We start from the raw sequence: 20,730 nt of genomic DNA, 5'->3' as shown, positions 1-20,730 counted from the left end.
TCATGCCCGACGGCGGCATGCTGAGCCGGCCGCACCACGGCGAGGCGTACTTCGTGGTCCTCCCTGACCACGAGGCCGCGCCCGCCGTGGCGGCGGCCCTGCGTACGGCGACTGCCCGCACCATCACCCACGCCTCCGGACGTCCCTGGCTGGTCGGCCACTGGTCCGACGAGGAGCTGACGGTGGCCACGGCGGGCGCCACCAGGCTGGCCCTGATCGGCCGCTGCGCGATCGACGCCGAACGGCTGGCCACGGAGGCGAGCCGGCTGCGTGACCCGGCCCACCTCGACCGGCTGGCCCGGACCGTGCCCGGCAGCTTCCACCTCGTCGCCGCGCTGGACGGCCGGTTACGCGTCCAGGGCACCGCGTCCGGACTCCGGCTGACCTTCCACGCGCGTGTGAACGGCCTCACCGTCGCCTCCGACCGCGCCGACGTCCTGGCCACCGCCACGGGCGCCGGGCTCGACGTGCGGCGCCTGGCCGTACGGCTGCTGTGGCCCGTGCCCCACCCCCTGCCGCACCTCCTCCTCTGGCCGTCCGTGACCGCCGTCGAACCCGGCCACCACCTGACCGTCGGGCCGGACGGGGTGACCGCGGAACACCGCCGCTGGTGGACGCATCCCGAGCCCGTCCGTACGCTGTCCGACGCCGCCGAGGACATCCGGCGGACGCTCGACGACGCGGTCGGCGTGCGCACCAAGGCGGGCGGCACGGTGAGTTTCGACCTGTCCGGAGGGTTGGACTCCACGTCGCTGTGCTTCCTGGGCGCCGCCCGGCAGGAGGCGCAGGTCATCGCCGCCACCTGGCCGGGCCGCGACCTGGCCGACGACGACCTGCCGTGGGCCCGCCGCGCGGCGGCACACCCGCGCGGCGTCGAGCATGTGGTTTGGCCGGCAGAGGAGTCCCCACTGGTCTACGAGGACCTGCTGAGAGTCGACGACACGCTGGACGAGCCCACCATCGGCGTCATGGACCGCGCCAGGGTGCTGGCGCACCTGCCCCGCCTGGCCGCCAGGGGCAGCCGGCTGCACGTGACCGGCATCGGCGGCGATCACGTGGCCTGGTGCTCGGAGGCGAGCTACCACCGGCTGCTGCTCAGGCGGCCGATGCTGGCGATCGAGCGGCTACGCGGTTTTCGCGCGCTGTTCCACTGGCCGTACGGGCCGATGTTCCGGACGCTGGCCGACCGCCGTTCCTACCGCCGCTGGCTGACCGGCTCGCTCGCCGACCTGCGCGCCCCGCTGGCGCCGCCGGTGGCCGGCGCGCTGGGCTGGGGATCGCCACCCCGGCTCTTCCCGTGGATCACGCAGGACGCGGGTCACATGGCCGCCGAGGTGCTCGCCGAGACCGCCCCGTACGCCGAACCGCTGGGAGCCGACCGGGGACAGCACGCCGACCTGCACGCCATCCACGACACCTGCCGGATCATCCGCCAGTGGGATCAGATGAGCGTCCGCGCGGGCCTGCCGATGACCTCCCCCTTCCTCGACGACCGGGTGATCGAGGCCTGCCTGTCGGTACGCCCGCAGGACCGGGTGACGCCGTGGCGCTACAAGCCCCTTCTGGCTGCCGCGATGCGCGGCGTCGTGCCCGAGGACTGCCTGCGGCGGACCAGCAAGGCGGAGGCCTCGCTCGACGCCGCCGAAGGGCTGCGTCGCCACGGCCCCGACGTGCAGGCGCTCTGGGCGGACTCCCGGCTGGCCCGGCTCGGGCTGGTGGACACCGCCCTGCTCAAGGACCTCACCGCGCACCCCGACACGCCGGGCCTGCGGGAGGCGATCCTGTACTCGACCATCGGCTGCGAGGTCTGGCTGCGGACCCTGGAGCCGTTCGACAAGGAGGACGGCCGATGAGCCTGCGGCTGAGCGCCGACGTGTCCACCGCCGACACCGACTACGGCATCGTGCTTCTCAACCAGCGCAACGGCGAATTCTGGCAGCTCAACCCGAGCGGCGCGCTGGCGGTGCGCCGGCTGCTGGACGGTGACACCCCGGAGCAGGCGGCCACGGCCTTGGCGGCGGAGTTCGAGGTCGGGCACGAGGACGCCCTGATGGACGTGCTGGCGCTGCTGGAGCAGCTGCGGGCGGCCGGGTTGGTGGCTCCGTGACCGTTCCGAGCGCGCTGGAGCGGCCGCAGGGGATTCCGTGGCGGGCCAGGCTGGCGGCGCGGATCGCGGTGGGAGCGGCGTTCTCGCTGGCCGTGCTGCCGCCCCGGCGGCTGCGTACCGTGCTCGCCCTGCTGAGCCGGCGCGCGAGGCCCGCCACGTACGCCCAGGCCAAGGACGCCAAGGACGCGGTGCTCGCGGTGAGCCTCGCCTGCCTGGGCGTGCACGGCTGCCTTCCCCGGTCGCTGGCCACCGCGCTGCTGTGCCGGATGCGGGGCTCGTGGCCGACCTGGTGCACGGGCGTCCGGGTACGACCCCCGTTCGGGGCACACGCCTGGGTCGAGGCGGAGGGCAGGGCGGTGGACGAGCCCACGCCGGAGGGGTATCTCGCTCCCTTGATCACGGTCGCCCCGCGCCGGGGACATCAGGAGCCGCGTGGGACCACCAGGCCGGATTCGTAGGCGAAGACCACGAGCTGGGCGCGGTCGCGGGCATCGAGCTTCGTCATGGCCCGGTTGATGTGCGTCTTCGCGGTCAGTGAGCTGATCGCCATGCGGCCCGGCACCGGTTCGCCCCGCTTGCGGGCCACGTGGACGGTGACCTCGGCCTGCACCTTGATGATCGAGATCGGTCATCGCGGCGCCGCGAGCTGCTGAGCCGGTCCCCGCGCCCCACCGCGATCTTCGCGGGCTCCGACGAGTCGGCGCTCGGCGTCCTGACCGCGCTCCACGAAGCCGGCCTCTCCGTCCCGGACGGCGTCTCCGTCGCCGGCTACGACAACACCCGGCTGGCCGCCCATCCCAACATCGCGCTGACCACCGTCAACCAGGACGGGGCCGTCATGGGCCGCACGGCGGGACGGCTGCTGCTCGAACGCGTCGAAGGCCGCACGACCGCGGTGCACTTCTCCGTCACGCCGAGCCTGGTCGTGCGCCGCTCCACCGCGCCTCCCGGCGGACCGGGCGCCTGGCGGCCTACGAGCAGGCGACGCCGGTCGGGCCGGCCGTGGACGGGCCGTTGGCCTGGAAGCCGAAGGTGGCCGTCGCGCCCGCCGCGAGGCTCGCGGCCCAGCTCGGCGCCTTGACCGTCCAGCTGCTGCCCGACGTCGTGATGGTGGAGCCCCAGGCGTTGACCAGGGTGACGCCGGACGGCGCGGTCCACGTGATCGTCCAGTTGTTCCAGGGCGTGGTGCCCGTGTTCTTCACCGTGACGTTGGCCGTGAAGCCACCCTGCCAGGCGCTGGCGACCTGGTGGTTCACGCTGCAGGAGACACCGGTGCCGCCCGTGGGCGTGACAGTGGGGGTCACGGTCGGGGTCACGGTGGGGGTCACCGTCGGGGTCACCGTGGGCGTGGAGGTCGGGCCCTGTGAGGTGGTGTAGCTGATCTTCGTGTACGGCGAGCCGCACGGGTTGCAGGCCGACGGCAGCGAGAAGCTGTACACCCGACCGCCGTTGATCAGCGTGTCCGTGGCGTCCCGCACCCGGATCTGGAACTGGCTCGCGCCCGACGTGATCCCGCCGATGACGTAGGACTGGCCCATGTCACTGTTCATCTGGGCCGTCTGCCACGTGCCGTTGGCGTAGTACTCGACGCCGTGGATGCCGTTGGCCAGGTGCGAGACGGAGATGGCCGGCCACCAGACCTGGGCGCCCTGCAGGAACCCGAGGTTGATGTCGCCGCTGTAGTTGGGCGCGGGGACGAACGACCAGGTGACGTGCCGGTTGTTCCAGTGGTTGGGGTACATGTCCCCGATCGCGGAGCCGTTCTTCACGAACCGGTTGAGCGAGTCCTTGGACAGGTCCAGGTGGTAGGGGTCGTCGCGGCACCAGCCGTTGGCGTCGCCGCAGCTGTCGGCGACGAGCATGGTCAGCTTCGCGCCGTTGTAGGCGTCGGAGACCCAGGAACCGTTGCGGCAGAACGCCTGGTTCGGCGCGCCGTCGTTGGTGCCCGTGCAGTAGTCACTGATCTCGACCTGGACGTAGCGGCCGCAGTTGAGGCCGTTGTTCCACAACCCGGCCTTGCTGAGGTTGGGTCCCGTCAGCGGCCGGGGGTAGAAGGCGTAGTCGCCGGGGGTGCTGTAGACGTTGAGCGCGACGAAGTCCTGTGAGTCGAGGTTCGCCTGGGGCATCCCGCAGCCGCCGTACGGCGAGCCGAGTCCGTCGAAGTAGGTGGCGTTGCCGGTCACCGGGCCGGGCGGGTCGCTGACCGCGCCGGCGGACTGCTCCGTCAAGGACACGAAGGCGCACAGCACGACCAGGAAACCTGGAAGCAGGACGGCAAGCAACCGGCGACGAAAGTGGCTCATCAGACTCCCAACCCAGGAAGGCTCGGATCGACTCTTTCCGCGGAGCCACCGTCCGGTCAAGGGCGGGCGATCGCGACCTGGGCGAACACGCCGGAGAGCCTGTAACTTTCATCGCGCGCTAGGCCACCGCGCCGTCCACGAGCTGCTGGACCCGCGCGGGGATGTAGATGCCGTCGACCAGCAGCTGCGCCAGGCCGAGCACGCCCGCGTGCGGGTCGAGGTCGCTGCGATCTGCAGGTTGCGGGTGGCCAGCGGGAGCGAGCGCCGGTAGACGATCTCGCGCATGCCGGCGAAGAGCTGCTCGTCAGTGTGGGCGAGCTGCCCGCCGATGGCGATGACGCGCGGGTTGAACAGGTTGACCGTGTCGGCGATCGCGTGACCATGCCGAGTTCGGGGGGCCGGGATGAGCTCCAACGTCGTCGAGCTGGAGGCGGTGACGGGCGAGGGCGAGATCCTCACGTGCTCGGCGAGCGCTCATGCCGAGCTCTTCGACGCCGTGCGCGGCGGGCTCAGCCAGTACGGGATCATCACGCGGGCACCTGGCACGATCCTCACCCCTGGCTGCACTCCTTCGTCCCGGACGCGGCCGTCGACGGGATGGTCCCGGAGCTTCTCGCCGACGTGGCCCAGGAGGGCCTGGGCGAGTTCGGGCGCATCCTGCTCCACCCCATCCGCCCCGGCCGTGCGAGCACGCCGCTGGTGCGCCTGCCGGAGGGGGAGTTCGCCTTCCTCTGCAGCCTCGTGTGCCTTCCCGCCGCCGATCCCGTGCTGGTGGACCGGCTGGTCAAGACCAACCGTGCGGTGTACGACCGCATCCGCGCCATCGGCGGCCACCTGTATCCGGTCAGCGCGGTCGCGCTCACCCAGGCCGGCTGGAAGGACCACTACGGCCCGTTGTGGCCTGCCGTCGAGGACGCCAAGGCCCGCTTCGACCCCCGCCACCTGCTCACTCCCGGGCAAGGGATGTTCTCCGAATAAATCTTGAAAAAACTTCTGCGCGCGTGTCGAAAACGCCTCGCCTCGTTCGCAGCGTCTCCAGAGGGCCGGATGGACCGGCCCCGCCGACGCGAGGTTGACGACCATGACCCAGCCGCTTGCCCACTCCCCCGCCCGCCCGATCTCCGCCCAGCGCCTGCTCCTCGGCTGCGGCGTCGTCGCCGGTCCGTTCTACGTGATCGTCGCCCTCGCCCAGGCGTTCACCCGGCAGGGCTTCGACCTGACCCGCCACCCGTGGAGCTTCCTGGCCAACGGCGAGCTCGGCTGGATCCAGACCGCCAACTTCGTCCTCACCGCCCTGGCCACCATCGCCGCCGCCGTCGGCCTGCGCCGGGCACTGGCGCCCGGCCGGGGAGCCCGGTGGGCGCCGATCCTGGTCGGCGCGTTCGGCGCCAGCATGATCGGCGCCGCGATCTTCCCCGCCGACCCCGCGATGGGTTTCCCCGCCGGAACCCCCGAAGGCCCGGGCGCCGTCACCACCTCGGGGATCCTGCACCTGGCCGTGGGCGGCGTCGGGTTCCTGTGCATGGCCGCGGCCTGCTACGTCGTCGCCTCCCGGCAGGCCCGCGAGGGCCGCAAGAGCTGGGCCCTGTACTCCCGCCTCACCGGCACGCTGTTCCTCGGCTCTTTCGTCGGCATCGCCAGCGGCGGCGGCGTCGCCTGGGCCAACCTGCTGTTCGTCGCCGGCATCGTGGCGATCTGGAGCTGGCTGTCGCTACTGTCGCTGAACCTGTCCCGCGCCTGACACCATCCATAGAGAAAGGAAATTTCACCATGCGCTACCTGGTCACCCTCAGACTCACCTCCCGGCCCGACGGGCCGCCGCCGGCCGAACTCATGGAGGCCATCTTCAAGCTCGGCCAGGAGGCCACCGAGGCCGGGGCCCTGCTCGACAACAGCGGCCTGGCCCCCAGCTCCGAGGGGGCGCGGGTCGAGGTGAGCGGGGGTCGGCTGACCGTCAGCGACGGCCCGTTCGCCGAGGCCAAGGAGCTGATCAGCTACGCCCTGTACGAGGTCAGGAGCAAGGAGGAGGTTGTGGAATGGACCAGCCGCTTCCTCAAGCTGCACCGTGACCTGTGGCCGGGATGGGAGGGCGAATCGGACGTGCTGCGGCTGTTCACGCCCGAGGACTTCGCCCCGCCGGCCTGACCCTGCGCCGCACCGGCCGCGGACGTGGTCAGCGGCCGGATGCTGTATGCAGGAGACATGACGGTAGCCGATTCGCACCGGGCGGTGGAGGCGGTGTGGCGGATCGAGTCCGCCCGGGTCATCGCCGCCCTGGCCCGCATGGTCAACGACATCGGGCTGGCCGAGGAGCTGGCGCAGGACGCGCTGGTGGCCGCGCTCGAGGAGTGGCCGCGTAAGGGCGTACCCGACAATCCGGGCGCCTGGTTGACGCTCACCGCCAAGCATCGGGCCCTCGACCAGTTCCGCCGCCGCGACACCTACCAGCGCAAGCTGCAGGAGGTCGGCCGGGACATGGAGCTGCGCCAGGAGACGGCGGAGGCCGAGCTCGACGAGGCCCTCGACGACCACATCGGCGACGACCTGCTCCGCCTGATCTTCACCGCCTGCCATCCCGCGCTGCCCGCCGAAAGCCGGCTCGCGCTCACCCTTCGCCTGCTCGGCGGCCTGTCCACCGCCGAGATCGCCCGCGCCTTCCTCGTTCCCGAACCCACGGTCGGGCAGCGCATCTCGCGGGCCAAGCGCACCCTCGCCGACAGGAAGATCCCGATCGAGCTGCCACCGCCGGCCGAGCTGCCGGCACGGCTGGGTTCCCTCCTGGAGGTCATCTACCTGATCTTCAACGAGGGGTACGCGGCGACCGCCGGCGACGACTGGATCCGCCCGTCGCTGTGCCAGGAGGCCATGCGCCTCGGCCGCGTCCTGGTCGGGCTCATGCCCGCGGAACCCGAGGTGCACGGCCTGCTCGCGCTCATGGAGATCCAGGCCTCGCGCATCCCGGCCAGGACAGCCCGCGACGGCTCCCCCATCCTCCTGCTCGACCAGGACCGCAGCCGCTGGGACCGGCTCCTCGTCCGCCGCGGCCTGGACGCGCTGCGCCGCGCCGAGGAGCTGGGCACGCTCGGGCCTTACGGGTTGCAGGCGGCCATCGCCGCGTGCCACGCCCGCGCGCTCACCCCGGAGGCCACCGACTGGGAACGCATCGCCGCCCTCTACCGGCTGCTGGCCCACCTCACGCCCTCGCCCATCGTCGAGCTGAACCGGGCGGTGGCGGTCGGCATGGCGTACGGGCCCGAGCGCGGGCTGGAGATCGCCGACAGCCTCCGGGACGAGCGCGCTCTGCGGGAGTACGCGCATCTGCCCGCCGTCCGCGGTGACCTGCTGGCCAGGCTCGGCCGGGCCGAGGAGGCGGCCGCCGAGTTCCGGCGCGCGGCCGAGCTGACCCGGAACGTACGCGAGCGCGACCTGTTCCTGGAGCGCGCCGCCGCGCTGTCAGCCTGACCAAGGGCAAGGGGCCGGCCGTCACCGAACAATGCGCTCCCTGGCCCGGAGCAGGGCGGCCACGATCTTCTCCTCGCGGTCGGGGTAGAGGCGGACGATGGGGATCGAGCAGCTCAGGGCCTCGTTCGGGGGCGAGGCGAAGTCGAGGGCGACGGCGAAGCAGCGCAGGCCGATGGTCGACTCCTGCTCGTCGACGGCATGGCCGCGCCGCCGGATCGCCTCCAGCTCGGCGCGCAGCTCCGCCCGGTCGGTGAAGGTGTTGGCGGTGCGGGGCTCCAGCTTCTCGGGCAGGAGCTGGTCGACCTCGTCCCACGGGCGGCCGGCGAGGATCGCCTTGCCGAGGCCGGTCGCCCAGGAGGGCAGGCGCCGGCCGGGGCGGGAGACGACGGCGAGGGAGTGCCGGGAGATGTTCGTGGCCAGGTAGACGATCTCCGCGCCGTCGAGGCGGGCCAGGTGCACGGTCTCGCCGAGTTCGTTGTTCAGCTCGTTCATGACCGGCTGCGCCCGCTGGACGACGTCGTCGTGCTCGACGTACGAGGCCCCGGCGCGCAGCGCGCGCAGGCCGATCCGGTAGCGGCCGGCGCCGTCGGCGTCGATCCAGCCCGTGTTCACCAGCGTGGTGAGCAGCGCGTACGCGCTCGCGCGGGGCAGGCTCAGACCGGTGGCCACCTCCCGCAACGAGCAGGCGTGATCGGCGGAGCTGAGGTATTCGAGCACGGCGATCGTCCGCTCGGCCGATTTGACGCTGCGGACGCCCCCGGAGTCAGCGGGCTTGAGCGACGGGTCCGAACCTTCTTGCGTCATCGACTGACCTCTTGACGTCCGTTGAAACCCCGACTTAATGTCTCGGCTACAAATATAGACACTGTCTTCGTATGTAGACAAGAGGTTGTCCGAGTGATCAATACCCCCAGCCGCCGTCAGGCGGCCTCTGCCCTTTTGGCGCTCGGCGCCACCTTGTCGGTCACCGCCTGCTCGGTCGCCAACAGCGGCCCGGAGCCCTCGTCCGGCGCGGCGGCGAGCACCGTCCGCATCGTGCTGCCGGAGGAGCCTCCGACGCTGGAGCCGTGTGACGCCTCCCTCACCGCCACCGGGCGCGTCACCAGGGCCAACATCACCGAGGCGCTCACGGAACGCGACCCGGGCACCGGCCAGCTCCAGCCGGCGCTGGCCACGGAGTGGAAGCAGGACTCGCCCACCGAGTGGACCTTCACCCTGCGCAAGGGCGTGAAGTTCCACGACGGCACCGCGTTCGACGCCAAGGCGGCCGCCTTCTCCATCGACCGCACCGTCAACTCCAAGATCGACTGCAACGTGAAGGGCTACGTCTTCGGCGGCATCGAGCTGACGGCCACGGCCACGGACGACGCCACCCTCAAGGTGAAGACGGTCAAGCCGGACCCGATCCTGCCGCTGCGGCTGTCGTTCGTGGAGATCGTGCCGGCCACCACGAGCGCCACCGCCAAGGTCCGCGAACCCGTCGGCACCGGGCCGTACAAGATCGCCAAGTGGGACACCGGTCGAAGCCTGCGCCTGGAGCGGTACTCCGGCTACTGGGGCAAGGCGCCGGAGTTCGCCGCGGCCCAGTACGTCTGGCGCGCCGAGGGCAGCATCCGCGCGGCCATGGTCACCAGCGACGAGGCGGACGTGGCCATCGGCCTCGCCCCCGAGGACGGCGCCGGGGCCGCCGCCGTGCAGTTCCCCAACAACGAGACCTCCTTCCTGCGCATCGACGCCGACAAGGCGCCACTCAACGACCTGCGCGTGCGCCAGGCGATCAACTACGCCATCGACCGGAACGGCCTGGTCGCCTCCGTGTTCGCCGGGCTCGGCAAGCCGGCGGGCCAGCTCGTCCCCGAAGGGGTGACCGGCCACAGCACGTCCGTCCAGCCCTGGCCCTACGACATGGCGCAGGCCAAGAAGCTGATCGCGGAGGCCAAGGCCGACGGCGTCCCCACCGACACCCAGATCACGATCATCGGCCGGAACGGCATCTACCCCAAGGCCGCCGAGGCGATGGAGGTCGTGCAGAACGCGCTGACCGAGGCCGGGCTCAAGGTCAAGATCCAGATGCTCGACGTGAACGCCTGGCTGGAGTACCTGCTGTCACCGTTCGTCAAGGACGCCGGTCCCATCCTGCTGCAGGCCCAGCACGGCAACCAGGCCGGTGACGCGGCCTTCACGATGGGCCAGATCTACGGCACCAAGGGCGCGCAGAGCCCGTACGGCACCAAGGAGCTCGACGAGCTGATCGCCGCCGGCGAGCAGGCCTCGGGCGAGGAGCGCCAGGCGGCGTTCGCCAAGGCGCTGGAGTACCAGAGCAAGGACGTCGTACGGGACGCGGTCCTCGCGCACATGACCGGAATCCTCGCCTTGTCGAAGAAGGTCACCTACAAGCCCAACGCCGCCACGAACGACGAGATGCGGCTCGCCGAGATGCACCCGGCCGGCTGAGGGGGCAGGCGTGCTGACCTTCCTGCGGCATCGCGTCATCTCTAGTGCGATCCCGCTGGTCGTCGTGATCCTCGGGGTGTTCTACCTGGCGCGCCTCACCGGCGACCCGGCGAATCTCTACCTGCCGCTCAGCGCAACGCCGGAGATGCGGGCGGAGTTCTCCGCCCAGCACGGGTTCGACCGGCCGGTGCTCGTCCAGTTCGGCGACTATCTGGCCCAGGTCATCCACCTGGACTTCGGCGAGTCGCTGCGGACCGCCGAGCCCGCCGCCGCGGCCGTGCTGCGGGCGTTCCCCGCGACACTGCAGCTGGCGGGAGCCACGATGATCCTGGCCATCCTCGGCGCGGTCGTCGTCGGGAGCTGGGCGGCCTACCGCCCCAACTCCCTGGCCGACCGGGTCGCCAGCTTCACCTCGACGACCGCGGCGAGCATGCCGGACTTCTGGTTCGCCATCATGGGCGTGCTCGTCTTCGCCGTGGCCCTCGGCTGGCTGCCCACCTCGGGCACGGAAGGCGCGGCGGCGTGGGTGCTGCCGGTGGTCACGTTGCTGATCCGGCCGTTCGGCGTGCTCGTGCAGGTGGTGCGCGGGGCGATGGTCACCGCGCTGTCGGCGCCGTACATCAAGGTCGCCCGGAGCAAGGGCGCGGGCGAGCTGCGGGTGGTCTTCGGCCACGCGCTGCGCAACGCCGCGCCCCCGGCGCTCACCGTGGCCGGTGACCTCGCGGTCGGGCTGGTCAACGGCGCCGTGGTCGTGGAGACCATCTTCGGCTGGCCGGGGATCGGCAAGCTGATGATCACCTCGATCCTGCAGCGGGACTTCGCGGTCCTTCAGGCCGCGGTCCTGGTGACCGCGGTCACGATCTTCGCGCTCAACATCGTCATCGACGCCTGTTACGCGCTCCTGGACTCCCGCGTCCGTCAGGGGGTGACGGCATGACCACCATCGACGCCCCTGCGGCAAGGCCCGCCGTTCGGCGGATCTCCATGTGGCGGCTGCTGCTGCGGGACAAGTTCGCCTGCCTGGCGGTGGTGATCCTGCTGGTCGTGGCCGTCGCCGCGATCGTGGGACCGATGCTGTTCGGCGACCTGGCCGTGAAGCAGAACCTGCGGGCGGTCAACCGGCCACCGTTCAGCTTCGACGACGGCTGGGCGTTCGTGCTCGGCAGCGACTCGCTCGGGCGCAGCGTGCTCGCCAGGCTCGTCGTGGCGAGCCGCACGACGCTCTCCGTCGCGATCCCGGCCGTCCTGATCTCCCTCGCCGTCGGCTCCGTCTGGGGGATGTGGGCGGGCTACCACCGGGGGTGGCGGGAGAACGTCTCCATGCGGGTCGCCGACGTCATCCTCAGCTTCCCGTCGCTGCTGCTGGCCGTGGTCGTCCTGTACGTCTTCTCGCCCAGCGCCGCCAACATCATCCTGGTCCTGGCGATCGCGAGGATCCCGATCTACCTTCGGGCCGCCCGGGCGGAGTCGGCGGAGCTGCAGAGCCGGCTGTTCGTCGACGCGGCGCGCACGTTCGGCGCCAAGAGCTGGGCCATCATCGGCCGGCACGTCGCGCCGACGGTCATGCCCACGTTGTTCACCGTCGCGACGCTGGACTTCTGTTTCGTGATGCTGACCGAGTCGTCGCTGAGCTTCCTGGGCATCGGCATCCAGCCGCCGGACATGAGCTGGGGCCTGATGGTCGCCCAGGGCCGGCAGGTGCTGCAGAGCGCCTGGTGGATCGCCGTCTTCCCGGGCCTGGCCATCGTGGTGACCACCGTGTCCGCGACCGTGCTCGCGTCCTGGGCGCGCCTGGCCATGGACCCCGGCCAGCGCTGGCGCCTCACTCTCAGCAAGGAGGTGAAGCCGTGACGACTCCGGCGCTGGAGGTGGATCGGCTGGCGGTCGACATCCGCACCCCCGCGGGGACGGTCCGCGCCGTGCGCGAGGTCAGTTTCTCCGTACGCTCCGGCGAGACGCTGGCGCTGCTGGGCGAGTCGGGCTGCGGCAAGAGCATGACGGCGCAGGCCATCGTCGGGCTGCTCGACCCGGTCGCGCACGTGGCGGGCGGCGCCGTGCGCCTGGACGGGACCGACGTGCTCACCCTGCCGCCCGCGCAGCGCCGGAAGCTGGCCGGTCCCGGCCTGTCCATCGTGTTCCAGGACGCGCTCACCGCGCTGAACCCCGTCCAGACGGTCGGCGCCCAGCTCGCCGAGCCGTTCCGGATCCACGAGCGCCTGTCGCGCCGCGCCGCGCGGGAGCGGGCGGTCGAACTGATGGAACGGGTCGGCATCCCCGAGCCGCGGGCCCGGCTCCGCGCCTACCCGCACCAGTTCTCCGGCGGCATGCGCCAGCGCCTGCTCATCGCGCTGGCCGTGGCCCTGCAGCCCAAGGTGCTGCTCGCCGACGAGCCCACCACCGCTCTCGACGTGACCGTACAGGCCCAGATCATGGAGCTGCTGCGCGAGCTGCGCACCGAGCAGCAGACGGCGCTGATCCTGATCACCCACGACCTCGCGGTCGTGGCCGAGCAGGCCGATCACGTGGCCGTCATGTACGCGGGCAGCATCGTCGAGACCGGCCGGGTGGCGGACGTGTTCTCCCGGCCCCGCCACCCGTACACCCGCGGGCTGCTCGACTCGGTGCCGGCCGAGGTGGCGCGCGGCACCAACCTGAAGTCCATCCCGGGCAGCCCGCCCGACCTGCACTCGGTCCCATCGGGCTGCGCCTTCCGCGCGCGCTGTCCGATGGCCACCGAGGTGTGCGCGGAGGAGCTCCCGGTCCTCACCGAGTCCGGGCCCGGACGTCTGGCCGCGTGCCACCACTGGAAGGAGCTGGCCGATGACTGAGCCTGCCGCGGAAGCTCCCCTGCTGGACGTGGCAGGGGTGAGCAAGACCTTCCACGTGGCCGGTCGCGGCCGGCTGCGCGCGCTGGACGGCGTGGACCTGCGGCTGGCCCGGGGCGAGACGCTCGGACTGGTCGGGGAGTCCGGCTGCGGGAAGTCGACCCTCGCCAGGGTGCTGCTCATGCTGGAGCGTCCCGACCAGGGCCACGTGCGGTTCGAGGGGATGGACCCGTTCGCGCTGCGTGGCAAGGAGCTGCTCAGGTGGCGCCGGCGCGTCCAGATGGTGTTCCAGGACCCGTTCGCGTCGCTGAACGCCCGCCTGTGCGCCGAGGACATCGTCGCCGAGCCGTGGCGGACGCACCGCGACCTGGTGCCGGTGAAGGAGCGCGGCAAGCGGGTCGCCGAGCTCCTCGAGATGGTGGGGCTGCGGGCGGGCGACGCGCGGCGCTATCCGCAGGAGTTCTCCGGTGGTCAGCGCCAGCGGCTGGGGATCGCCCGCGCCCTCGCGCTCGAACCCGACGTCATCGTGTGCGACGAGCCCGTGTCGGCGCTCGACCTGTCCGTCCAGGCGCAGGTGCTCAACCTGCTCACCGACCTGCAGGCCAGGCTCGGAGTGTCGTACGTGTTCATCTCCCACGACCTGTCCGTGGTCCGCCACGTCGCCGACCGCGTCTCGGTCATGTACCTCGGCAGGATCGTCGAGACGGGCCCGACGCAGCAGGTGTTCGACCGGCCGCGCCATCCCTACACGGCCGCGCTGATGTCCGCGGCGCCGGTGCTCGACGTCACCTCGGGAGCGCGGCGCGAACGGATCCTGCTCAAGGGAGAGGTGCCCTCCCCGCTCGACCCGCCGTCGGGGTGCCGGTTCCGGACCCGCTGCTGGAAGGCGCAGGACCTCTGCGCCCAGCAGGCGCCGCCCCTGGAGCCGGCCGAGGACGAACCGCTGCACGGGGCCGCCTGCCACTTCCCGCTCCAGGAGGTGGCGGCCGCTGGTTGATCAGGAGGCGACCGTGGTCCGGCTGAACAGCCGGCCCGCGAGCCGTCCGGACCGGCGTTGGCCGGCGAATCGCCGGCCCACAGCCGGTCCGCTCGCTGTAGCGTGGGATCACGTTCCCTGTCGGAGGTGATCACGGTGCACCCGGTCTTATGACGGCCCCAGCCAGGGGCGTCACGGAGCCGAAAGGCGACCGGATGAGCAGGACCGACAAGACCCGCCCCTGGTGGGTGGGGATGGCCGACGTGCCGATGGTGACGTGCCGCCCCATGCATGATCATCGCTTCGGGCCGTGCACGCTGCCGGACGACATCACCGCCGACAGCGCGTCCCTCAACCGCCGCACGAGCGGCTGTTACTGGGGCGCCACCGCCTACTACCTGTTCGAATGCGGCCCCATCAGCGGGGGCCGGGAGTGGTACGCCCTCCGGCGCGAAGAGCGCCGCCGGAGCCGTCACCAGGCACGCCGCGAGCTGCGCGCCTGGCTGCGTGACGAGCGGGTACGTGCCCGCCCCGGGGGCAGGGCGGAGCCGGTCATCTCACGGTCACGATGATTCGCTGGTAGGCGGTCAGCGCCGGGCTGCCGTCGTCCTTCACCTCGACGATGACGTGGATGGTGCTCCCCGGCCGTGCGTCCGCCGGCACGGTGAAGCTCGCCCTCGAAGAATGGCGCCCCGGCGCGGCGGTCGCCGTGTCGCCATCGGTGGTGATCTCGACGGCGCCCTGGTAGCTGCCCGCCTCCTGGTACTGCCACCAGCGAGAGCTGAGCTTGTCCCCGTCGGGATCCGTCGCCCTGGCGGAAAGGTGCACTTTCTGCCCGGGCCGGGCAGTGAGGTCGCGGCGCCCCGCCGGCAGGGTGATCTCGGGCCGGTGGTTCGCGTCGCGGAAGTCGGGCGTCACGCTCCACCGCAGGCGTGCGGCGAAATCGAGCTGCGCGGCCTCGAACCAGCGCGCCGCCGCATAGTCGGCCGGCGCGTTGCCCTGCGGATCGCGGTCCACGGCTTTGGCGGCGAGCCATTCGGACGGATCGTCGGGGTTCTGCTCCTGGCGGCCGCCCCATCCGCCGTAGTTGCCTTGCTCGTAAGCGCGCAGACCGTTGTCCACGAGGTTCATGAAGTTGGACGTGTCGCCTTCGGAGATCCAGGAACCCTTTTCCTGGATGGGCATCCAGATCTTGTAGCCGCGGGTGCGCAGCTCGTCCTCGCCGAGGTAGGAGAGGCCGAAGTGATCCCAGACGTCGCCCTCCACCATCTGCTTCCCGTCACCCCAGATCCGGTACAGCGCGCCGAAAGGTCCGTTGCCGGACACGTTCTCCGCCGTCCATCGGGCCGACAGATACTGCGCGTGCTCGGGAAGGACCGTGCGGCGGGCGAAGTAACCCCAGATCGTGGTCGCCACGTCCCGTGCCTCGATGTCCGGCCAGTTGGGGGCGATGTAGTCCTGATAGGTGGCGTCCTGTGAGCCGAACTTGGTGATGATCGCCTTTCGGGACACCTCGCGGCGGACGCGCTCCCATCGGGGAGTTCCCTCGTACTGCTCCTGGATCGATTTCAGCGCCCGGGCGATCGTGCTCGTCCCTCCCCATGCCTGCAGGTAGACGGGCCCGCCCTTGCCGTCGAGGAGAACGTCCTTGATGAGGTTCGACCCAGGGGTCTCTTCGGAGATGTCCCCTTCGAATTCGACGTTGCCCACGCGGATCTTGGAGTAGAGGCTGCGGGGGTCGGGGTAGCGACGGTCATGGCGTACGAGATTGGGATAGACCTCGGCGTACGCCTTCACCGCCGTGTGGATGAACTGCTCGTCCTGGGCCCATCGCCACGACGTCTGCGGGGTGGTGTATTCCCTGCCGGGCAGGAAGAACTCCGTCCCCTTGCCGTCGCCTTTCCAGTGGAACCGGCTGCTGGCGTAGATGAGCCCCTCGGTCGTCACCTCATTGCTGTAGAGCAGGTATCTGATCAGCGAGTTGGCGTCGTCCAGTTCCGGGTCGGCGGTGACGATGGTCCGCGGCCGGGGGCTCCGGGTGACGGCTTCGGCCGGGGACGCCGTCATGCCCGCGGCGAGCGAGAGCAGTAAGAAGGTCCCGACAGAATTCCGTACCCAATGACTTGCCATGCTCTCTCCTGCCGCGCAACGTCCCGTTATGAATATTTATTCAGTAACGACTGGACATTAATCACGGTACGGAGGAGTGCACAATCATGTCAATGCCCGCCGGTGGACTCGCGGGCCACGACCGTGAAGCGACTGACGAACTCGCGCGCGACCTCCCGCTTCTTGCCCTTCTCCGTGATCCGCTTGACGAGGAACCGGACGGCCGTGCCGGCCATCAGCGGGTGATCGGGGTCGATCGACGACAGGGAGGGCACGGTGTAGGCGCCTTCGGTGATGTTGTCGAAGCCGATGACCTTCACCTGGTCGGGCACGCGTACCCCGCGGTCGGCCAGCCCGCGCAGCACGCCGATCGCCACCGTGTCGGTCACGCAGAACACGCCGTCGAAGTCCACCCCGCCGTCCACCAGGCGCCGGGCCGCCGCGGCCCCGCCCTCCATCGTGAACTGCGTGGTAGGAGCCACGAGCCGGGGGTCCAAGGCGACGCCCGCCTCCTCGTGCGCCTCGCGGTAGCCGGTGTAGCGCAGGCTGGAGACGTTGACCTCCTCGCGCTGGGCGCCGCCGTCGACGAGCGCGATGCGGCGGCAGCCCCGCTCGATCAGGTGGGCGGTGGCGGCGCGGGCGCCTTCGACGTTGGGCATGGCGACGTGGTCCACGGGCCCGTCGAAGATGCGCTCCCCCAGGATGACGATGGGGTAGTCGACCTTGAGCAGGTCGGTGTCGGTCGGCCCGAGCCCGACGGTGCTGAGGATGAGCCCGTCGTAGAGGCGGTTGCGCGACAGGGCGAGCGCGTCCAGCTCGCCCTCGCGCGAGGCGCCGGTCTGCTCGATGGCCACCTTGAGGTTGTGCCGCGCCGCCGCCGTGATGATCTCGGCCGCGAGCTGCCCGAAGTAGGGCCGGTCCACCTCGGGCACGGCGAGCCCGATCGTGCCGGTCCGCCCCGTGCGCAGGTTGCGCGCCGCCACGTTGACCCGGTAGTCGAGGTCGGCGATGGCCTGCAGCACGCGCGCCCGCGTCTCGTTCTTGACATGAGGGTGGTCGTTGAGCACGTGGGACACCGTCATGGCGGACACGCCCGCGGCCCTGGCCACGTCCTGGATCGTCACCATTCCTGGTTCACCCGCACGGCCCGCATCCTCTCACGCGTCAACCCTTGACGCTCCCCCGCAGCAGCCCGTTGACGATGTGCCGCTGCATCGCGATGAAGAAGATCACGACGGGGGTGAGCACGATCACGCTGAGCGTCATGAACGCCGGCCAGTCCACCGAGTACTGCCCGACCGCCTTGTAGACCTGCAGGACGAGCGTCTGCTTGTCGGGCGAGCTGATGAACACGTTGGGGGTGATGAAGTCGTTCCAGATCCACATGGTCTGGAACACCCCGACCGTGATCAGGATGGGCCGGATGAGGGGCAGCACGATCCGCCAGTAGATCTGCCACGGCCCGGCGCCGTCGATGCGCGCCGCCTCGAAGATCGAGATCGGCAGTGACCGCAGGTAGCCCTGGATGAGGAAGTAGCAGAAGACGGAGCCGGCGGCGTACAGGAAGACGAGTCCTTCGAGGCTGTCGACCAGCCGCAGCTGCACGAGGATCCGGTAGACCGGGATCAGCGTGGCCTGCCCCGGCACCAGGAAAGCGATCACGAGCAGCACTCCGGCCACCCGGTTGACCAGGGTCTTGCGCAGCAGCATCGCGTACGCCGCCATCGACCCGATGATCAGCATGATCACGATGGAGACGGCGGTGACGTACACGGTGTTGAGGAAGGACTGCAGGATCGGCGTGTTCTCGAAGACCCGCACGTAGTTGTCGAGATACAGGCCCGACGGCAGGCCCAGGGGTGAGGCCGACGTCTCCGCCTGGGTCTTGAACGTGTTGACGACGATGTAGTAGAACGGCACGCCGACCACGGCGGCGGCCAGGATCATCGCGAAGCTGAGCAGCGGCCTTCTCATGACAGGCGCCCTTCGAGCCGGCTCGACAGGACCAGCTGGACGGCCACGATCGCGCCGACGACCAGCATGAAGACCACCGCCAGCGCAGATGCCTGGCCGAACTTGGCCTGCGCGATGCCGCTCTGGATGATCGACTGGGTGATGGTGAACGTGGCGTATCCGGGGCCGCCCTTGGTGAGGGTGTAGGGCAGGTCGTAGACCTTCAGGCCGCCGGTCATCAGCAGCAGCGAGCTGATGGTGACGGCCGGCGCCAGCAGCGGCAGCGTGATGGAGAAGAACGACTGGCGCGGTGAGGCGCCGTCCACCCGCGCGGCCTCGTAGTAGTCGTCGGGGATCGACTGCAGGTAGGCCAGATAGAGGATGGCGTGCCAGCCGGTGGACGACCAGACGGCGACCATGATGACCGACAGCTGGGCGAGCGTGCTGTCGGACAGCCACGGCACCGGGCCCAGCTCTCCGAGCAGGCTGTTGATCGCGCCCGAGCCGAGCGGCGACAGGATGAACCCCCACACCAGGCCGAGGATCGCGATGCTGGGGATGGCGGGGAAGAAGAACACGGCCCGCACCACGTTCCGGCCGAAGAAGCGCCGGTTGAGCAGCACGGCCAGCGGGATCGCCAGCACCGTGATGATGACGGTGGTGCCGATCGCGAACAGCAGCGTGAACCCCAGCCCGGCCAGCATGGCCGGGTCTGAGAAGATCTTCCGGTAGTTCTCCAGCCCGACGAAGTTGACCTCCGTCGAGTAGCCGTTGAAGTCGGTGACGCTGAAGTACAGCGACTGCGCCAGCGGGATCGCGAACAGCACCGCGAACACGATCCCGATCGGCACCAGGAACGCCTGCAGCCGCAGCCCCTCCAGCCGTTTCGGCGAGATCAGCCAGGACACGGCGCCCCTCGCGGCGGGCGCCCTCGTGCCGAACGCGGTCATGTCAGCTCTGGCCCTTGAGCCGGTTGTCGAGCGCGGCGGCCACGTCGGCCGGCTGCTCCTTGCCCTGCACCATCAGCTGGAGCTGCGCGACCGCCTCGGTGTTGAGCGCGTCCTGCACCCTCGGCCAGGCGATCTGCGGCAGGTAGAAGGTGCCGTCCTTGAGCGCCTGCAGGTTGGGCTCGAGCACCTTGTCGATCTCGGGCGTGACGTCCGACGTGGTGGTCATGGCCGCCGTCTGCTTGTTGAACAGCGTCACGCCCTCCTTGCTGCCGAGGTAGGTCAGGAACGCCTCGGCCTCCTTCTCGTGCTCGGTCTTGGCGTTGATGGCCCAGCCGGGCGAGGCCGCGCCGGACCAGAACGGCTTGCCGTCGGGCGTCGGAACGCCGACGAAGGCCATGTTCATCTTCGGCGCCTTCTCCCGCAGCGTGGTCACGTCCCACGGGCCGGCGGAGATCATCGCGACTCGGCCGTTGGCGAACTCGTCCACGATCTGCGCGCCGGTCAGGCCCACGACGTCCTTGCTCATCACGCCGCTGGTGAACAGCTGGTTGAAGTTCGTCAGCGGCCCGAGCCACAGGTCTCCGAACTTCTTCTGGCCCGCGAAGATCTGCGCGTCCACGTCGCCGCCCTGGCGGGCGTTCTCGTGTCCGACCAGGGCCGCGAGGGTGAGCGGCATGCCCGTCACCGAGTCGTAGTACGGCGTCGTGCCCGCCGACTTGAGCTTCTGGCACAGCGCGAGGAAGTCGTCCCACTTGGTGGGGAACTCGGTGACGCCCGCCTTGGCCAGGATGTCCTTGTTGTAGAGGATGCCGGCGGACCACGACGAGATCGACATGCCGTACGCCTTGCCGTCCCGGGAGTAGGTCGCGGTGTTGAACTTCGACATGTTCGCCATGAACGGCTTGCCGGTCAGGTCCTTGACGAAGCCGCCCTGGATGAGGTTGGTCTTGTTCTCGGCCGCGATCACGAACACGTCCGCGGCGGTGCCCGAGACGAGCCGGGTCTGCAGCGTCGAGATGTACTCGGCCACCGGCGGGGCCGTGGAGAACTCGACGTCGACGGTGGGATTCTGCTTCTCGAAGGCGTCGATGAGCGGTTTCATCGACTGCTCGTTGTCCCAGGAGAAGAAGGTCAGCTTGGTCTTCCCGCCGCCTCCGCCTCCCGAGCCACATCCGGTCAGGGCCAGGACGGCAGCCGCCAGGACGGCAGTTGATCTTCTGAGCAGGGACATCGCGCACCTCTTTGGCACTCTTACCGGGGGGTCGGGCACGTCGGATCGTCGTCCGCGGGAGCCTGGACAGCCGCACCCGCTGAGGGGTTGTATCGATAAAAGATGTATCGACACAGATCGCAGCCTGTCAAGGGTGCGTTACCGATCGCGCAACAGGCCACGTCCACCTGAGTGAGCCTCCGGTCAGGCCCGGCGCAGACCTGTAACGTTACGAACCTCGCGCCGGGCCGGGCACTTCTAGGCCGTGTTTCATAAGGATCTTTGGGGCTTGCGGCGTGTCGATGATCGTGAAAAGTAGAGGTCTCCGGTAGTTGGTTCAACGACCAAGAAGAGCCAAGTACCGGAGACCTCGTGGCCAGC

Annotated in this window: 22 protein-coding genes and 1 pseudogene; 14 read left to right on the top strand and 9 right to left on the bottom strand. The window is 70.3% G+C overall.

What is annotated here, in order from left to right; all coding sequences use genetic code 11:
- Positions 1–2 precede the first annotated feature (2 nt).
- Genes ACFKCF_RS42555 through ACFKCF_RS42545 form a run of 3 tightly spaced genes read left to right on the top strand, consistent with a single transcriptional unit; the run spans position 3 to position 2,565 of the window.
- Positions 3–1,853 (top strand): lasso peptide isopeptide bond-forming cyclase, encoded by a 1,851-nt coding sequence (locus ACFKCF_RS42555; protein WP_394501038.1) that lies wholly within the window; start codon positions 3–5, stop codon positions 1,851–1,853.
- The gene (locus ACFKCF_RS42550; RefSeq protein ID WP_394501037.1) at positions 1,850–2,107 is read left to right on the top strand and encodes a lasso peptide biosynthesis PqqD family chaperone; all 258 of its coding nucleotides are present in this window, start codon (positions 1,850–1,852) and stop codon (positions 2,105–2,107) included. The genes ACFKCF_RS42555 and ACFKCF_RS42550 overlap by 4 nt, the downstream gene beginning before the upstream one ends.
- A complete protein-coding gene (locus ACFKCF_RS42545) occupies positions 2,104–2,565 on the top strand; it encodes a lasso peptide biosynthesis B2 protein (protein WP_394501036.1) in 462 nt (153 codons plus the stop codon). Before ACFKCF_RS42550 ends, ACFKCF_RS42545 begins: the two co-directional genes overlap by 4 nt.
- On the opposite strand, the pseudogene ACFKCF_RS42540 reads toward ACFKCF_RS42545, so the two are convergent.
- Positions 2,529–2,660: pseudogene (locus ACFKCF_RS42540) on the bottom strand (LuxR C-terminal-related transcriptional regulator); the annotation flags it as partial. The gene ACFKCF_RS42545 and the pseudogene ACFKCF_RS42540 overlap by 37 nt on opposite strands.
- Positions 2,661–2,693: 33 nt before the next feature.
- Here ACFKCF_RS42540 and ACFKCF_RS42535 point away from each other — a divergent pair.
- Positions 2,694–3,188 carry a substrate-binding domain-containing protein gene (locus tag ACFKCF_RS42535; RefSeq protein WP_394501035.1) on the top strand — a complete coding sequence of 165 codons (495 nt, stop codon included), beginning with the start codon at positions 2,694–2,696 and terminating at the stop codon, positions 3,186–3,188.
- On the opposite strand, the gene ACFKCF_RS42530 is transcribed toward ACFKCF_RS42535, so the two are convergent.
- Together ACFKCF_RS42530 and ACFKCF_RS42525 are read right to left on the bottom strand one after the other, a co-directional pair.
- The gene (locus ACFKCF_RS42530; protein WP_394501034.1) at positions 3,079–4,410 is read right to left on the bottom strand and encodes a cellulose binding domain-containing protein; all 1,332 of its coding nucleotides are present in this window, start codon (positions 4,408–4,410) and stop codon (positions 3,079–3,081) included. The genes ACFKCF_RS42535 and ACFKCF_RS42530 overlap by 110 nt on opposite strands.
- Positions 4,411–4,518: 108 nt before the next feature.
- On the bottom strand, positions 4,519–4,869 hold the full coding sequence (locus tag ACFKCF_RS42525) for a hypothetical protein (RefSeq protein WP_394501171.1): 351 nt from the start codon (positions 4,867–4,869) through the stop codon (positions 4,519–4,521).
- Here ACFKCF_RS42525 and ACFKCF_RS42520 point away from each other — a divergent pair.
- The 4 genes from ACFKCF_RS42520 (at position 4,792) to ACFKCF_RS42505 (ending at position 7,872) form a co-directional block, all read left to right on the top strand.
- On the top strand, positions 4,792–5,388 hold the full coding sequence (locus tag ACFKCF_RS42520; protein WP_394501033.1) for a hypothetical protein: 597 nt from the start codon (positions 4,792–4,794) through the stop codon (positions 5,386–5,388). The two genes, ACFKCF_RS42525 and ACFKCF_RS42520, sit on opposite strands and share 78 nt — an antisense overlap.
- Positions 5,389–5,491: 103 nt before the next feature.
- Positions 5,492–6,151, top strand: a complete 660-nt coding sequence (locus ACFKCF_RS42515) for a DUF998 domain-containing protein (RefSeq protein ID WP_394501032.1) — start codon at positions 5,492–5,494, stop codon at positions 6,149–6,151.
- Positions 6,152–6,180: 29 nt separating this feature from the next.
- Positions 6,181–6,555 (top strand): YciI family protein, encoded by a 375-nt coding sequence (locus ACFKCF_RS42510; protein WP_394501031.1) that lies wholly within the window; start codon positions 6,181–6,183, stop codon positions 6,553–6,555.
- 57 nt (positions 6,556–6,612) lie between these two features.
- Positions 6,613–7,872, top strand: coding sequence for an RNA polymerase sigma factor (locus ACFKCF_RS42505; protein WP_394501030.1), 1,260 nt, complete (start codon positions 6,613–6,615; stop codon positions 7,870–7,872).
- 21 nt (positions 7,873–7,893) lie between these two features.
- On the opposite strand, the gene ACFKCF_RS42500 is transcribed toward ACFKCF_RS42505, so the two are convergent.
- The gene (locus ACFKCF_RS42500) at positions 7,894–8,676 is read right to left on the bottom strand and encodes an IclR family transcriptional regulator (protein WP_394501029.1); all 783 of its coding nucleotides are present in this window, start codon (positions 8,674–8,676) and stop codon (positions 7,894–7,896) included.
- A 93-nt stretch (positions 8,677–8,769) separates the two neighbouring features.
- Here ACFKCF_RS42500 and ACFKCF_RS42495 point away from each other — a divergent pair, with 93 nt between their 5' ends.
- The 6 genes from ACFKCF_RS42495 to ACFKCF_RS42470 all read left to right on the top strand — a co-directional run bounded on the left by ACFKCF_RS42495 (position 8,770) and on the right by ACFKCF_RS42470 (position 14,699).
- Positions 8,770–10,326 carry an ABC transporter substrate-binding protein gene (locus tag ACFKCF_RS42495; protein ID WP_394501028.1) on the top strand — a complete coding sequence of 519 codons (1,557 nt, stop codon included), beginning with the start codon at positions 8,770–8,772 and terminating at the stop codon, positions 10,324–10,326.
- Positions 10,327–10,336: 10 nt separating this feature from the next.
- Complete coding sequence (locus tag ACFKCF_RS42490) at positions 10,337–11,263, top strand: ABC transporter permease (RefSeq protein WP_394501027.1); 927 nt, start codon at positions 10,337–10,339, stop codon at positions 11,261–11,263.
- A complete protein-coding gene (locus ACFKCF_RS42485; RefSeq protein ID WP_394501026.1) occupies positions 11,260–12,177 on the top strand; it encodes an ABC transporter permease in 918 nt (305 codons plus the stop codon). The genes ACFKCF_RS42490 and ACFKCF_RS42485 overlap by 4 nt, the downstream gene beginning before the upstream one ends.
- Positions 12,174–13,154, top strand: coding sequence for an ABC transporter ATP-binding protein (locus ACFKCF_RS42480; protein WP_394501025.1), 981 nt, complete (start codon positions 12,174–12,176; stop codon positions 13,152–13,154). Before ACFKCF_RS42485 ends, ACFKCF_RS42480 begins: the two co-directional genes overlap by 4 nt.
- Positions 13,147–14,148 (top strand): ABC transporter ATP-binding protein, encoded by a 1,002-nt coding sequence (locus ACFKCF_RS42475; RefSeq protein WP_394501024.1) that lies wholly within the window; start codon positions 13,147–13,149, stop codon positions 14,146–14,148. The genes ACFKCF_RS42480 and ACFKCF_RS42475 overlap by 8 nt, the downstream gene beginning before the upstream one ends.
- A gap of 194 nt (positions 14,149–14,342) precedes the next feature.
- Positions 14,343–14,699 carry a hypothetical protein gene (locus tag ACFKCF_RS42470; protein ID WP_394501023.1) on the top strand — a complete coding sequence of 119 codons (357 nt, stop codon included), beginning with the start codon at positions 14,343–14,345 and terminating at the stop codon, positions 14,697–14,699.
- Here the strand turns inward: ACFKCF_RS42470 and ACFKCF_RS42465 are convergent.
- The 5 genes from ACFKCF_RS42465 to ACFKCF_RS42445 all read right to left on the bottom strand — a co-directional run bounded on the left by ACFKCF_RS42465 (position 14,680) and on the right by ACFKCF_RS42445 (position 20,370).
- Positions 14,680–16,257: a nucleoside hydrolase-like domain-containing protein gene (locus ACFKCF_RS42465; protein WP_394501022.1), complete on the bottom strand. Its 1,578-nt coding sequence runs from the start codon at positions 16,255–16,257 to the stop codon at positions 14,680–14,682. The genes ACFKCF_RS42470 and ACFKCF_RS42465 overlap by 20 nt on opposite strands.
- An 89-nt stretch (positions 16,258–16,346) precedes the next feature.
- Complete coding sequence (locus ACFKCF_RS42460; protein WP_394501021.1) at positions 16,347–17,363, bottom strand: LacI family DNA-binding transcriptional regulator; 1,017 nt, start codon at positions 17,361–17,363, stop codon at positions 16,347–16,349.
- A gap of 37 nt (positions 17,364–17,400) precedes the next feature.
- On the bottom strand, positions 17,401–18,210 hold the full coding sequence (locus ACFKCF_RS42455) for a carbohydrate ABC transporter permease (RefSeq protein WP_394501020.1): 810 nt from the start codon (positions 18,208–18,210) through the stop codon (positions 17,401–17,403).
- Positions 18,207–19,139 (bottom strand): carbohydrate ABC transporter permease, encoded by a 933-nt coding sequence (locus tag ACFKCF_RS42450; protein WP_394501019.1) that lies wholly within the window; start codon positions 19,137–19,139, stop codon positions 18,207–18,209. Before ACFKCF_RS42450 ends, ACFKCF_RS42455 begins: the two co-directional genes overlap by 4 nt.
- Position 19,140: 1 nt before the next feature.
- Positions 19,141–20,370: an ABC transporter substrate-binding protein gene (locus tag ACFKCF_RS42445; protein ID WP_394501018.1), complete on the bottom strand. Its 1,230-nt coding sequence runs from the start codon at positions 20,368–20,370 to the stop codon at positions 19,141–19,143.
- Positions 20,371–20,730 lie beyond the last annotated feature (360 nt).

It is taken from the genome of Nonomuraea sp. JJY05 (assembly GCF_043496855.1).
Lineage (GTDB): Bacteria > Actinomycetota > Actinomycetes > Streptosporangiales > Streptosporangiaceae > Nonomuraea.
Note: the sequence above shows the minus strand (reverse complement) of the source record. Positions and strands in the feature narration are given on the sequence as shown.

What these genes read in the sequence shown, in the direction of transcription:
- ACFKCF_RS42530 (WP_394501034.1), bottom strand. Translation starts at nt 4,410, where the DNA reads ATGAGCCACTTTCGTCGCCGGTTGCTTGCCGTCCTGCTTCCAGGTTTC.
- ACFKCF_RS42550 (WP_394501037.1), top strand. Translation starts at nt 1,850, where the DNA reads ATGAGCCTGCGGCTGAGCGCCGACGTGTCCACCGCCGACACCGACTAC.
- ACFKCF_RS42555 (WP_394501038.1), top strand. Translation starts at nt 3, where the DNA reads ATGCCCGACGGCGGCATGCTGAGCCGGCCGCACCACGGCGAGGCGTAC.
- ACFKCF_RS42465 (WP_394501022.1), bottom strand. Translation starts at nt 16,257, where the DNA reads ATGGCAAGTCATTGGGTACGGAATTCTGTCGGGACCTTCTTACTGCTC.
- ACFKCF_RS42460 (WP_394501021.1), bottom strand. Translation starts at nt 17,363, where the DNA reads ATGGTGACGATCCAGGACGTGGCCAGGGCCGCGGGCGTGTCCGCCATG.
- ACFKCF_RS42505 (WP_394501030.1), top strand. Translation starts at nt 6,613, where the DNA reads ATGACGGTAGCCGATTCGCACCGGGCGGTGGAGGCGGTGTGGCGGATC.
- ACFKCF_RS42510 (WP_394501031.1), top strand. Translation starts at nt 6,181, where the DNA reads ATGCGCTACCTGGTCACCCTCAGACTCACCTCCCGGCCCGACGGGCCG.
- ACFKCF_RS42500 (WP_394501029.1), bottom strand. Translation starts at nt 8,676, where the DNA reads ATGACGCAAGAAGGTTCGGACCCGTCGCTCAAGCCCGCTGACTCCGGG.
- ACFKCF_RS42475 (WP_394501024.1), top strand. Translation starts at nt 13,147, where the DNA reads ATGACTGAGCCTGCCGCGGAAGCTCCCCTGCTGGACGTGGCAGGGGTG.
- ACFKCF_RS42470 (WP_394501023.1), top strand. Translation starts at nt 14,343, where the DNA reads ATGAGCAGGACCGACAAGACCCGCCCCTGGTGGGTGGGGATGGCCGAC.
- ACFKCF_RS42520 (WP_394501033.1), top strand. Translation starts at nt 4,792, where the DNA reads ATGCCGAGTTCGGGGGGCCGGGATGAGCTCCAACGTCGTCGAGCTGGA.
- ACFKCF_RS42485 (WP_394501026.1), top strand. Translation starts at nt 11,260, where the DNA reads ATGACCACCATCGACGCCCCTGCGGCAAGGCCCGCCGTTCGGCGGATC.
- ACFKCF_RS42450 (WP_394501019.1), bottom strand. Translation starts at nt 19,139, where the DNA reads ATGACCGCGTTCGGCACGAGGGCGCCCGCCGCGAGGGGCGCCGTGTCC.
- ACFKCF_RS42455 (WP_394501020.1), bottom strand. Translation starts at nt 18,210, where the DNA reads ATGAGAAGGCCGCTGCTCAGCTTCGCGATGATCCTGGCCGCCGCCGTG.
- ACFKCF_RS42515 (WP_394501032.1), top strand. Translation starts at nt 5,492, where the DNA reads ATGACCCAGCCGCTTGCCCACTCCCCCGCCCGCCCGATCTCCGCCCAG.
- ACFKCF_RS42445 (WP_394501018.1), bottom strand. Translation starts at nt 20,370, where the DNA reads ATGTCCCTGCTCAGAAGATCAACTGCCGTCCTGGCGGCTGCCGTCCTG.